We start from the raw sequence: 13,403 nt of genomic DNA on the forward strand, positions 1-13,403 counted from the left end.
TTTACCTTCTGCGAACTCAATCTAAAATCTAAAATCTAAAATTCGATTAGTCGATCGAGCGTTGCTTCCATCACATCCTTGGTTTGCCCGGAAACAGTATACACCAAAGCTTCTCGATAAACTCTCCCGGCGGGGTGTAGCACACCGTTAGCAGCACCGCTAGAAACTGCAACCGCCGCGTGCCCGCAACGCACCGCTAAATCAATGGCTTGAGCTCGCAGCGCTAATTGTTCTGCTTTCGAGCTATGTTGAGATTGTGAGAAATTCTGTTTTAGCCGATCGAGCTTTTGCTCTAGTTTTTGGCAAGCTGCCGTTATAAAAGGTGAATTCTTAGCAGCCGCTGCTGCTGCAATTACATCCAATCCGGCTCGAATACAGCCAAAAGTAGCCGGAACAAAATTCAGTATATTTTTGCTGTCGTTTTCCGAAATCCAGCCGACAGGTTTAATTGAAATTATTTCCGATTCATCCAGCAACCAATTATCGAGAGTTGCTGTCACAGTATTAGTCGAGTTCATGGCAATTAACTGCAGGATTTCGCTACAAGCTATTTTACCCGATTCGCGTTCAATATTGGCAAAAGGCACTAAACCGAAAACAGCGCGTTCGTCAGGAAGTACCGCAGCTACAATAAACTTTTGAAACAAGCGAAAACCTGTTACCCAAGGAACTTTTCCTAACAGTAAATAGCCCGATTTTGTGGGAGTTGCGGTGACAGCCGGATCGCCCGATCGCCTTAAATGCGAAAACCCAATACCCAACCGTAACTCTTTTTGGGCGATCGCGGGCAAGTATCTGCTTTTTAGCATTTCATTGTCGCTGTTGGCAAGCATCGCAGTTGCGCTGTGGTGCTGAGTTTGCAGGAAAGACAAAGCGCCGGAATATCGAGCCGTCAATTCCTGATATTTGTAAAAAATCTCCGGTGCAACTTCGGCACCGCCCCATTTGTGGGGAACTCGCAACGCTAAGAGCGATCGATCTTCCAATCCCGCAACTGCTGTTTTCAGGGCTTCGGAGTCGCTGTCGATAATTTCCGCGTGGGGTGAAACGCACTTTTGTAGGTAAGTTTCTGTGCTGTTGAGAATATCTTGGGAATCCATTTTTTATAATTATTTTATAGTGAGTTTTACCTTATTTGGGAAAGTTTCATTTCCCACGGATAGGGAGCTATAAAAACCCAGTTACTACGATTTTTGCGACAACTCACGAAAAATCTACGAAGCAACCGGATTTATGAGGTAATTTTATAGTAATTTTTAGTCAAACTTGTGTGGGGCGGAAATTAAACCTCGCCCCCAAACTAATTTATTTCCACACTTTCCAAGGAGCCTTCCCTTCATCCCAAAGTTCGTTTAAATACTTGTACTCTCGAAAAGTATCCATCGCAAAGAAGAACCCCTCATGACGGTAAGCCATCAACTCTCCGTCTGCCGCCAAACGCTGCATCGGCTCTTGTTCTAAAATACAATCATCTCCCCCCAAATACTCAAATACCCGGCGGTTAAATATCATATATCCAACACTGATCCAGCCGTCGATTTGAGGTTTTTCAGTAAATTGAACTACGCTGCTATCGCTGTCTACCTCCAAAATTCCAAAGCGAGAAATCGGACGAAATGTAGTGACAGTGGCCAGCTTCCCGTGAGATTTGTGAAAATCCATCAAGGCGTCAATATCGACATCAGCTACTCCATCGCCGTATGTCACCATGAAATTCTCGCGATCGATATATTTTTCGATCCGTTTTACCCGCCCTCCTGTCATGCTTGCGGCGCCAGTTTCAGCTAGTGTCACTTTAAAATCTTGTTCGAGATGTTCCTCGTGATAAGTGATGGTATTTTGGCGTCCCAGACAGATAGTAAAGTCATTATTCATGGCTTCATAATTGAGGAAATATTCCTTAATCATGTTGCCGCGATAGCCCAAGCACACAATAAAGTTTTGGAAACCATAGTGTGCATAGATCTTCATGATGTGCCAAATAATTGGATGGCCTCCCACCTCAACTAAGGGTTTGGGACGAAATTCTGTTTCTTCTCTGAGACGAGTACCGAGACCGCCAGCTAGGATAACTACTTGCATTTTGTCACATTTTTAAAGATGATAAATTAATTTATCATCAATCATCAGGATTTTTTTCAAAGAATTATTAACATTTTCTCATAGTGAGTGAAGCTTTGTAAACTGCAGAAATCACGAACTCTTATAAATAATTCTAGGGTGCGCGCGACCGCACCGTATATTTAAATGCTGCGCGCAATTTCTAACTAACAGTAGGGTGGGTACTGCGGACAGTATATTTGGCTACAGCGCAATTTTTAACTATTAAGAGTCGATTAATAAATAGACAAAAGAACAGCAAATACCTATTATAAATATAAGAAATAGATTCAACAGCAATGAAAAATCAACTCGATCGCCTAAAAAAGTTTTTAGGTATCCTCTGTGCGATCGCCTCAATAATTATATTATTCCAATCGGCTATACCTGGTGTTTACGCCACGGTTGTTGTACCGGAAGGATCAACTATAGCACAAACCACCCTAGCTTTTGTGCCGAACATACCGGGCGGCGGATTAGACTTTCACGAATCAGCAGGAGGACACACTTTAGAAAGACACGTTGGTAAAACAGAAGCAGAACTAGCACAGCGACTCGCAAGCGAAACGAGAATTTCTGCAGCATCTTCTTTTACTGATCGTTCCGTCGCCGAAGCGGCTATTGCAGAAGCAATGAACAGAAATCAAAGTGCGATCGACTCCTGGGTGAAAAGTCGAGGCAATCGTTATACGATCGACTACAACACCAACAGAATAATTGGCATTACTCTGCGTCGCCGCGCATCCAAAGCAACTTCAACATCTCGCCTGAGAATCGTCCTCCAGCGCAGTGCCAAATTACCTCCCGGATACTTTATTCTCACAGCCTATCCCCAATGATCAATCAATTTCCTCATTTAACCCAATTTTTCAGTTCCTACTTTCACCAAGACTGGCCATTAGAAGCTGACACTCCTAGCGATGTAGTGAACAACTACCGCAGCAGCGAACCGCCCGCAAGTGTTGAAGCTGCATCGCAAGAACTCAGCAAACTGCTCGAAATGCCGATCGCCCCAGCCGATTTAGAAGCATTCATCCTCGATGAATTAGGGTGTTACTACGATCCACAATCCGAAAATCAAACAGTCCGAGAGTGGTTGGAATCGGTGCAAAAATCTTTGAATAATCCTAGATAAAATCTATATATTTGTAGGGACACGGCACTGCCGTGTCCTCTATATAATTCTTATGCAACCGAAAACGATATCACTTGCTAACCGTCAATAAGTAGCCTTCGTGGACATTAAAATTAGGGATAACATACGCCAAGCTGCCGCTACCCACCGACAAACTTTCTTCTTTAACTGTGACAAGCTGTGGCACGGCTCCTTCTTGATTGTTGGGTATCTTTTCTAACTTTAGAGTGATTTTCTGACCCCTTTGAATACCTAGCTGCTCCAAATTTCCGAGGGTTAATGTTACCGTTGTTGCTGAGGAAAAATTGGGGTCGAAATAACCTAAAAGTATCTGTGCTTTACCTTCATGATTTGACTTGCTGGCTAAAGCGACAAGGCGATTGTTATTTGACCAACTCCGCACCCGCGAATTAACTCCGTCAGCATAAGCTTTGTAAGCCCACCAAGCTGCTCTTGGCTCAAAAGTATTAGGCGTGACCATCCCACTCAGCGTATTGTTGAAGCAATTGCTAACTTTATTTGGCCCTTTACTCTCCCAACAAGCTCTGCAAGCACCGTCAGCTTTTGCATACTCTAAGTTATACAAATAACCTAAGATTTCCCCCGGCTGGTACTGCGCTAAGTTCCCGACAATTTCGTTGACGTAAATTTTTTGCAATTTCAGTTCCTTGTAAGAAGGACTTTGCTGAAAATTGCGTTTAGCCTCAATTACGTGATCGTCAACAAATAAAATCATCGCGTCGTTAAGTTCGTGCCATGAGAGGAAATTAACTTCAAGTTTGTTAGCCTTGCAGTAATCCAAAAAAGCCGCGAGATATTCTTTGCTGTAGCGGCCGAGGCTTGGCCCGCCAATCATTGCTGACGGCCCCAATTCTTCCCGCAAGATTTTGTAAGCTCTTTTGTAAGTTTCAAAGAATTGTTCTCTGCTTCCGTTCCAAAATGGATCTTTCCAATCTGGTTCATTCCATACATCCCAAATAATTTTTTTGCCTTTATTTTGCTGGGCTAACTGTCGGATGAATGCTTCCCATGCAGGGTAGTTTTGATAGGGCCACCCATTGGGATTGCTACCGTAGCCCCACAAATCGCTGACTACTAACTGAAACTCGGCTCCGCTGGCGATTACTCGATCGTAAATATCGAGTCTCCCCGCCCGCCAAAGTTTGGGCTGCAAGGGTTTGATAGAACTATCCGGCGGTTTTGCGGTGTCGATTCCGTGCAGGATGCCGCTCATGGAAATTGTACCGGTGGCTGGCTGTCCAAAATCTACTGTAACGTTCGATCGCAGTTGGGCGATCGCTCTTGGCTGTCCCAAATAGGCTATTAACAGAACAGTGACAATAGCTAAACCAATTGGCAGCAGTTTACTAATACGTGGGAACTTGAATGTAAGTTGCATATTTTTTTGTAGTTGATGTTTGGTGGAATGGGCATCTAGCCCGTTCCTAATAAGGCTGCAAGAACTCAGTTTTAACGAACGTATGACAACACTTCAAAACCCTGTATTGATTCTATCACTTGTTGCCACGATCGGGAGTTAATCAGCTCGTTGGTATCGAACGGAACTCCTTTTTCCGCAGCAAAAATACCAAAATTTTTCACCCAATCAAAGATAGTTTCTGTGGTAAAATAAGGTGTGCAGGCCCAAGCAGATTGCAAATTATTCACCATCGCGGACATATCTCCCCGATCGTAAGCTTCCCAAGCTTTCCACACTAAATAATAGTATTTCAGCAGGCTATCCACTTGCTGTACCTGTTTTTTGAGTTTCGGACTAATAGATAAACTATCGCTCTCATCGTCACTTACAAATGCCTGCTCAATTATTTCTTCATATTCCCGAAGCATCCGTTCTTCTTTGAATAGTTCTTGGGCTCGCGCTTTGCACGATTGTCCTGCAAGCCTGCGCGCTTCGGGATTTTCTGCCCATATTTCGACCGTTTCTACCAACTCTTTTACTGTTCCTGCTGGATCGATTGTAGGATCGGGCAGTAGCTTTCCCGTGTCTCCCAATTCTTCGGGAATACCGCTGACGGCTGTGGCAATTACGGGCAATCCTTTCGCCATTGCTTCCATAATTGCTAGCGGCATTCCTTCTGCTTGGGAAGATAAAATAAAGATGTCGCTGGCGTCGAGCCAATCGGCAATATCCCAGCGCTGTCCTAAGAATTTCACCTGTTCTTCTACTCCTAATTGGCTCACAGTTGCTCTTAATTCAGGTTCCATATTGTCGTGAGTAGTAGACCCAGGCCCGGCCCAAACAAAGTAAATTTGCGACCAAATCGGACGATTTTTCAATTGGGCGATCGCCTGCAATTGATACTGATATCCTTTAATTGGAGTCAATCTCGCCGCCGTGAAACAAACAACAGCATCTTCGGGGATTCCTTGTTCTTGACGCAGGCGTTGGCGAGTTGAAAGATTCGGTGGCTCAAAATAACTATTTGGTCTGCCATAATAGATTACTTTGCCCCGTTCAAGACGTGCTTTAAATAGACTTTGGAACAAGTTTAAATTCTCGTGGGAAACTGCTACTGCTGCTTTGGCTACAATGTACTGGTAGGCAACTGCATCGAAATAGGGAATTTGATCGCCGCGATCGAAGGTCTCATAATTGCGATTGATATAACCCAGACTGATTATGTACGGTATATTTTGCTCGATCGCAACTTGTTTAGCTGCAAAGTTAGCCATCGGCCAGCCGTCACTAAATATAATTAAATCCGGTCGAGCTTGGGCGTAAATCTTTTGAGCATCATCTAAATTGTAAGCTATTCGCAAAAACTCTTTCATCGTGTCGAACTCTAGCCAAATATGTTCGATACCTAGCTGTTTTTGTTCGGTAATTAAAGGATTAGAAGCTTGACTTTGAACGCTGGTTACTCGGTAGCCATCAGCAGCTAATTTACACATCAGCGAGTGGTTAAACTGAGCCAAACCGCCGACTCCTGAGTCTTCTGTGTACAGGAGTACGTGCTTTGTCTGCTGCCGAGAAAGCGAACTGGCGGTCGATTGGAACTGATAAGGATTGTTTGCTGCGATCGCCACTATGTCTTGCCATTCCTGTAAATTGGTTAAGGCATAGGCATCAAAGTTGTAGCCGTACTGTTCCGAAACCCCCTTAAAAGTTTCCAGCCAATTAAAAACAGTTTCAGTGCCTGTCAAACGAGTGTAATACAAAGATTTTTCCAGACTTTCGACCATTTCTGGCAAATATCCGTTGCAGTACATCCGCCATGCTATCCATACTAAACACTTGTAACGTTCCGCGCGTTTCAAGTCGCGGATGTGCTGAGGCAAATCTGGCCTCGCAAAAAATTGCTCCATCAAAATTTCCGTATTTTTCATTAATTTGGAGCCGTTGGACATAAGATTGGTATCGTGCTGACGATAGCCCGTTAATATGTCTTTTAACCAAACTGACTTGCAGCCTTTTAAACCTAAACGTAGCACAAAATCTAAATCTTCGGTTGGCGGCAAGCGATGATCGAAACCGCCCAAGCGTTCCCACCACTCTCGCCGCAGCATCATGGCGCTGGGACGCACTGATTTGTATAAAACAAAGGCTTCTAAATCTAATTTTGGTTCTTCTTCCCAAGGCTTGACTCCATAGATACCTTCGTCGTTTTTGCCAACAATAACCCAACCTGTTTGCACCATATCTAATGTGGGGTCAGCGTCAAAGCAAGCTACTTGTTTTTCTAGTTTTTCTGGTAAGAAGAAGTCGTCAGCATCTAGAAAAGCTAAAAATTCGCCTTGTGCTAACTTACAAGCACGATTTCGAGCAATTGCTGCTCCTTGGTTATCTTGATAGATGTATTGAATTACATCGATGTAAGGTGACAAAACTTGTCGAGTGTTGTCTGTTGAGCCGTCGTCTACGACGATAATTTCCCAGTTTTGATAAGTCTGGCCCAGAACACTCTCTACGGCTCTGACAATGTAGCGCTCGCAGTTGTAAGCCGGGATGATGACACTGACGCGAACTTTTTTGGGAGTAATAATACTAGCCATTAACTGTTTCCATTCTGGTAATTTTCGGAGAGAATTTGCATCGATATTGCGGCCGTAGGTTTTAGCAATTTCAGTGATGCGCTTTACCCAATCTGCTATAGTTGCTGTTAGGGAGTACGGAGTATAATCCAAAGATTTTTGCAAATACTCAGTCATTTCTGCCGGATATCCGCTGTAGAAAAGTTGCCACGCCATCCATGTCAGAGCCTCATAAAAAGCCAGCTTTTCTAATTGGCGGATGTCCTCTGGTAAGTCGGCTCTACTGAAGAAACTTTGCTTTAATTTAATACAAAGGTTTGCTTGTTTTAGCGCTCTCTGGATGGACACATTTTGCCCGTGCTGGCGGTAGCATACTGTCACTTGAGGCAACCAAGCAGCTTCGCAGCCAGATAGTGCTAAACGCAAGATTAAGTCGGCATCATCTACTGAATCATACTGAGAATCAAAGCCACCGACTCGTTCCAGCCACTGCCGCGAAAACATCATGGCGCTGGGAAGTAGGGGCATATAAACAATCCAGGTTTTTAAGTCTAGCTGAGGCAAGTATTCCCAGGGTGTGACATCGAAAATACTTTCGCCTTGCTCTTTAACCATTCGCCAGCCACTATTAACAATTCCTAGTGATGGCTGAGCGTCAAATAACGCAACTTGTCCAGCTAACTTATCGGACAAGAAAAAGTCATCTTGATCTAAAAAAGCAATTAATTCACCTCTGGATTCTTGAATTCCTCGGTTTCTCGCGGCAGCTACTCCTTGGTTTTCCTGATAAACATAGCGAATTTTGTCAAAATAAGGCTGCAATGCTTGGCGGGTGTCGTCGGTTGAGCCGTCGTCTACGACGATAATTTCCCAGTTTTTATAGGTTTGGCTGATGACGCTTTCTACCGCTTGCGCGATGTAGCGAGATCCATTATATGCTGGAATAATTACACTTACTCGCGGTGTCAGATTTGCAATTGACATGAATTTTATCTGTGATAAGGAATGGTTCGGGGACGGATTCTGAAACGGATGTAATAGAGGTCAGGAAGAAGAAAGAAAGAAGAAGGAATTCTAATTTAAGAAGGTAAATATGGTATTTTAACCTGCAAAAAATACTGATTCAATACCCTGTACTTCCTGGACTAATTGTTGCCATTCTGCTGAATTAATTAGAGAATATGTATCTAAATTATGCCCTTTAGCTGAGGAAAAAATGCCAAAATATTCTACCCAGCTTAACAGCGTTTCTGTAGTCAAAAAAGGTGTGTACTTCAAAGATTTTTGAAGCGACTTCTGCATTACGCTTAGATCTTCTTGACAGTAAGCCTGCCAAGCATTCCATACTAAAGAGCTGTAGTTGACCAGGCTTTCTATTTTCGCCATTGACCTCTGCACCTCTTTTTGAGTAATAAATGGATCTGTTTGACGATCATCGCAAACTAAAGCTTTTTCGATCGCCTCCATCGACTCTGCCAACATCCGTTCCTCTTTAAACACTTGCTCGGCCCGCTGCTTGCAAGCTTGACCGATTTGATGGCGTAATTCTGGATTCATTGCCCAAGCTTCTACAGTTTGCGCCAATTCCCTCGCGGTTCCCTCTGGATCGGTATTCGGATCTGGCAACAATTTCCCAGTCTCGGCAAGCCCTTCAGGAATGCCGCCTACAGCCGTTGCAACTACCGGCAATCCCTTAGCCATCGCTTCCATAACTGCAAGAGAAGGCGCTGCATCTGCTACAGAAGTCAAAATGAATATGTCACTAGCATCCAGCCAATCTAGGATATCCCAGCGCTGTCCGATCGCCTTCACGCGATCGCTCACCCCTAACTCTTTAATAGTTTGCCTCAATTCTATTTCTACATTATCAGCGCTTCCCTCACCCGTTCCTGCCCAGACAAAATACAATTTAGACCACACAGGAGACTGCTGCAACTGCTTGATTGCTTCGATCTGATATCGGTGTCCTTTAATCGATGCCAATCGAGCCGATGTGAAACAGACAATCGCATCTTCAGGAATTCCTATTTCTTGTCGCAGGCGTTGACGAGCCGCAGCATTAGGAGGTGCAAAATATTCAGGAGAACGCCCCAAGTAAATCACTTGTCCTCGCTCTTTCGGCAACTTGAAATGTTGGCACAATAAATTCAAATGTTCGTAAGCGCCAACAATCAATGCTCTAGCTTGCAGGCAGTGGTAGAGCACTCCTTCTACATAAGGCACTACATCCCCGCAGGCAAAAGTTGCGTGTTCTGGCATAACTAATCCCATCACCATCATGTATGGTATTCCCATTTCAATAACTACCTGTTTAGCTGCAAAATTGGAAAATGGCCAACCATCGCTAAAAATAATCATATCCGGTTGATTGCTAGCAAAAAGCTCTCGTGCATCCTGAGTATTTCTTAACACCCGCTGTAAATCTTTATGGCCACTAAAATCCAGCCACAAGTGCTCTATACCTAACTCTCGTTCTCGCTCAAGCAAGGGGCTAGAATATTTGGTTTGCACGCAAGTGACTCGATACCCTAATAAGGCTAACTGACAGAGAATGGCATGATTGTATTGCGCTAATCCTCCCACACCCGGATCGTCGGTGTTGTAGAGTAGAATGTGGGCTTGCCTTTTTGAAGGTGTGGGAATAGAACTCTGTTGAGATTGGGGTGGATTAGTCATCACCATCAAAATTATCTCTTGCCATTGGGCTAAGTTACTCAGCGAATAAGCGTCAAAGTTTTCACCATATTCTTCAGAAGCCATCTGAAAACTTTCCAGCCAATTCAAGACTGTTTTTGTGGGCGAAAAAGGCGTATATTGCAATGACTCTTCTAAACACTGGGCCATCTCTGTTAGATGACCGTCGCGATACATCCGCCATGCCAGCCACTTTAAGCATTGATAGCGTTCTGAGTTTTTTAACTGCCGGATTGACTGAGGCAAATCGGGTCGAGCGAAGAATTTTTTCATCACAATTTCTATATCCTTCATTACGCGAAAACCGCTTGACATGAGATTAGAATTGTGCTGGCGATAACAGGTAAGTGTCTCTTCTAACCAAACTGCTTTGCACCCCTTTAAAGCTAAACGCAAGGCAAAGTCTAAATCTTCTGCTAGTGGCAACTGAGAATCGAAACCGCCCAATTTTTCCCACCACTTTCGGCGCAGCATCATCGCACTCGGTCGCACGCATTTATATAGAATAAAGCTTTCTAAATCTAATTTAGATGCTTGCTGCCAAGGCTTGACAGCAGAAATCTCTCGCCCGGTTTCATCGACGATAACCCAACCTGTTTGCACCATATCTAAGGTGGGTTCAGCGTCAAAGCAAGCTAGTTGTTTCTCTAGCTTTGATGGTAGGAAATAGTCATCGGCATCGAGAAAGGCTAAAAACTCGCCTTGCGCTAGTTGGCAAGCAATATTTCGGGCGGCTGCTACTCCTTGATTTTCCTGGTATATGTAGCGAATTCTGTCAAAATAAGGCTGCAATACTTGCTGCGTGCGATCTGTGGAACCATCGTCTACAACTATAATCTCCAAATTAGTAAAAGTTTGACCTAGGGCGCTTTCCACCGCTTGTACGATGTAGCGATCGCCATTATATACAGGTATAATTACGCTTAATTGCGGTGTTTGAGTAGCTGTTGACATTATTTAGCTCGCTGTTAACCTATGATTATCTAGTTTAGATTAATGTGGCGGACATTCATTATTATTCTCTGTTCGGTTGCTCTACTTACAAAAACTTGAACTTTGGCAAAGTGTAGCATATAATTTTACATGGAATGATAACTCAAAAGGAAAATAAAAAATGAATTCGGAAACGGCGCAGGTGAATTTTCAGCAACAGGCAGAACTTTATTTAGCTACAGGCAACTTCGATCGGGCGATCGCACTTTGCCAACAAGTTTTGGCATCTGAACCCAACTCTGCAGAGACTTGCAAGACCTTGGGGAAAGCGCTGCAAGCTCAGGGTAAACTAGAAGACGCAAGGTATTGGTATAAAGTTGCGATCGCCCACCAACCGGATTTTGCCGAAGCTTTTGCTAACCTCGGCACTCTCTCCGCTACTTTGGAACAGTGGCAAGAGGCGATCGCCTGTTACCAAAAAGCCATCTCCCTGCAACCAAACTTTGCAGGATTTTACCGTAATTTGAGCCGGATATTTACCCAAGTCGGTCAAGCTGAAGAAGCAGCAGACTGTTGGTATCAAGCACTAATCGTGGAACCGATAGAAATAGCAGAAGAATATCTCGATTTAGGTAATACTTTGCTTGCCCAAAATAAGCCAGATAAAGCGCTGACTTGTTACCACCGCACGATTTATTTAAACCCCAGCTTTTGCGAAGCTTATTGCAAAATAGCCGAAGCGGCTAGCGAGCTAAAGCAGTGGGACGAAGCTATCGTTAACTACCGCAAAGCTATTCAACTCCAGCCGGAGATTTCGGAGTTTCATTACAAATTAGGCAATGTTTTGCAAGCTAAGGAACTCTGGCGCGAAGCGGAGGCTGCCTACCGAAAAAGTATTGATTTAAATCCCAATTCTTTTTTGTCATACTACAACTTAGGCAGCGTGCTGCTCAATTTAGAAAAATGGGAAGAAGCTGCGATAGCCTACCGCACGGCTGTTGAAATTAACCCGGGTTTTTCTTGGTCTTACTACAGCATCGGTGCAGCTTGCGATCGATTAGAAGAATGGTCTGAATCCGCCGCAGCTTACCAGCACGCTACTGAAGTAGACCCAAATTTTTTCGCAGCTTTTCACAAGTTAGGAGATGCACTTTTTAAGCTAGAAAAGTGGTCAGAAGCTGAGGCTGCATACGAACGGGCGATCGCACTAAATGCAGATTTATTTTGGTCTCATTATAACTTAGCTTTGACTTTAGTTAAACTTCAAAAGTTTGCAGGCGCAACACTCGCTTATCGGCGGGCGATCGCAGTCGATCCAGAATTCTCTTGGACTTACCACAATTTAGGAGAAGTGCTGTTAAAAACCCAACAGTGGAAAGCCGCAGCTACCGCTTACCAACGTGCTATAGAACTTAATCCCACTATTTCTTGGTCTTATTACAATTTAGGCGATGCTTTTAGTGAAAGTCACGCATGGAACGATGCTGTTTCCGCCTACCTTTGTGCGATTCAAATCGAGCCGTCTCTACCGGGAATTTACATAAAATTAGGTGCGGCTCTAATTAAAAGAACTCCGGTAGATTCAGATGTAGCAACTAGCTATTATCACCACGAAATGCAGCCGCCGCACGCTCCTGAATTTTACTGCGAAATCGCTCAAAAGTTTGCTGAGAGCGATCGGCTTAACGAAGCCATAATGTTGTACTTGATGGCATTAGAAATTAGACCAAAAGATCCAGAAATATCCCCAAAATTAGAGGAGATTTTAGAAAAACAGCGTCAAACAGGGGAATCTACTCTATTATTAGAGTTAGAGGCTAAGGATATTCGCGATCGCTACATTGCCCGAGTAGTCAAAGGCAAGACTTTTGCAGAAGTCGGCGGCTTGTGGGGAACTGTCAGCGAAAAAGTATCCGTAGCTAGCAAATACGGTGCAGTTTCTCTGACAATGATTGATGCCATGCCGGCATCCCTTAACTGGTGGCAAGATTTTCACGATCGGATGACAAGTTTAAATATTGCTAATTATCACTGTATCAATCAAGATATCACTCAGATTCAACTTGCAGACATTGGCGAACCTTACGATGTAGTTCACTGTGCAGGAGTTTTGTACCATCACCCCCATCCGTTGCAGATTTTAGTTGCCTTGCGTCAGATAACTCGCGAGCATTTAGTTTTCACTTCAGCTATTACCCAAGAAGTTATAGAGAATGAGTTAGGACGCTATGAACTTCCCCCTTCTGGAGTAATGTTTATTCCCGCTTTGGACGACGCCGAACGAGCTATTTTAACAGCTTATTGGCAGCTATACATCAACAACAACCCACTTATAGGGATAACTGAGAAAGCAGTTTTTGACATGAACAATTTTGCGGCGTGCTGGTGGCTGCCTACAGCTACTGCTTTAGAAGCTATGTGCGAAGTCGCGGGATTTAAAGTTTTAGACAAAGGATTGACTTGGAGCAATAATGCTCTGACTCTGCTGCTGGGGATTTGAGGATTGCTAAACGAATAATAAGAGGACTTGCTTGTGCACAAACGGCTA

8 protein-coding genes are annotated in these 13,403 nt (G+C 43.9%); 3 read left to right on the plus strand and 5 right to left on the minus strand.

Annotated features, from left to right (window positions below; genetic code table 11):
* Positions 1 to 35: 35 nt before the first annotated feature.
* Both QUA03_RS02100 and rfbF read right to left on the minus strand, forming a co-directional pair.
* Positions 36 to 1,100, minus strand: a complete 1,065-nt coding sequence (locus QUA03_RS02100) for an acyl-CoA dehydrogenase family protein (protein ID WP_333209267.1) — start codon at positions 1,098 to 1,100, stop codon at positions 36 to 38.
* Between the two features lie 205 nt (positions 1,101 to 1,305).
* A complete protein-coding gene (gene rfbF / locus QUA03_RS02105; protein WP_333209269.1) occupies positions 1,306 to 2,082 on the minus strand; it encodes a glucose-1-phosphate cytidylyltransferase in 777 nt (258 codons plus the stop codon).
* 317 nt (positions 2,083 to 2,399) lie between these two features.
* Here rfbF and QUA03_RS02110 point away from each other — a divergent pair, with 317 nt between their 5' ends.
* On the plus strand, positions 2,400 to 2,939 hold the full coding sequence (locus tag QUA03_RS02110) for an RNase A-like domain-containing protein (RefSeq protein WP_333209271.1): 540 nt from the start codon (positions 2,400 to 2,402) through the stop codon (positions 2,937 to 2,939).
* Positions 2,936 to 3,235, plus strand: a complete 300-nt coding sequence (locus tag QUA03_RS02115; protein ID WP_333209272.1) for a contact-dependent growth inhibition system immunity protein — start codon at positions 2,936 to 2,938, stop codon at positions 3,233 to 3,235. The genes QUA03_RS02110 and QUA03_RS02115 overlap by 4 nt, the downstream gene beginning before the upstream one ends.
* Before the next feature lie 70 nt (positions 3,236 to 3,305).
* Here the strand turns inward: QUA03_RS02115 and QUA03_RS02120 are convergent, their stop codons facing one another.
* From QUA03_RS02120 to QUA03_RS02130, 3 genes are all read right to left on the minus strand, one after another.
* Positions 3,306 to 4,634 carry a GH39 family glycosyl hydrolase gene (locus tag QUA03_RS02120; protein ID WP_333209274.1) on the minus strand — a complete coding sequence of 443 codons (1,329 nt, stop codon included), beginning with the start codon at positions 4,632 to 4,634 and terminating at the stop codon, positions 3,306 to 3,308.
* 71 nt (positions 4,635 to 4,705) lie between these two features.
* Positions 4,706 to 8,212: a glycosyltransferase gene (locus QUA03_RS02125; protein ID WP_333209276.1), complete on the minus strand. Its 3,507-nt coding sequence runs from the start codon at positions 8,210 to 8,212 to the stop codon at positions 4,706 to 4,708.
* A gap of 117 nt (positions 8,213 to 8,329) precedes the next feature.
* Positions 8,330 to 10,876: a glycosyltransferase gene (locus QUA03_RS02130; RefSeq protein ID WP_333209278.1), complete on the minus strand. Its 2,547-nt coding sequence runs from the start codon at positions 10,874 to 10,876 to the stop codon at positions 8,330 to 8,332.
* A 160-nt stretch (positions 10,877 to 11,036) separates the two neighbouring features.
* Here QUA03_RS02130 and QUA03_RS02135 point away from each other — a divergent pair, with 160 nt between their 5' ends.
* On the plus strand, positions 11,037 to 13,355 hold the full coding sequence (locus QUA03_RS02135) for a tetratricopeptide repeat protein (RefSeq protein ID WP_333209280.1): 2,319 nt from the start codon (positions 11,037 to 11,039) through the stop codon (positions 13,353 to 13,355).
* The last annotated feature ends 48 nt before the right edge of the window (positions 13,356 to 13,403 follow it).

The organism is Microcoleus sp. S36b_A4 (assembly GCF_036700645.1).
Taxonomy (GTDB): domain Bacteria; phylum Cyanobacteriota; class Cyanobacteriia; order Cyanobacteriales; family Microcoleaceae; genus Microcoleus.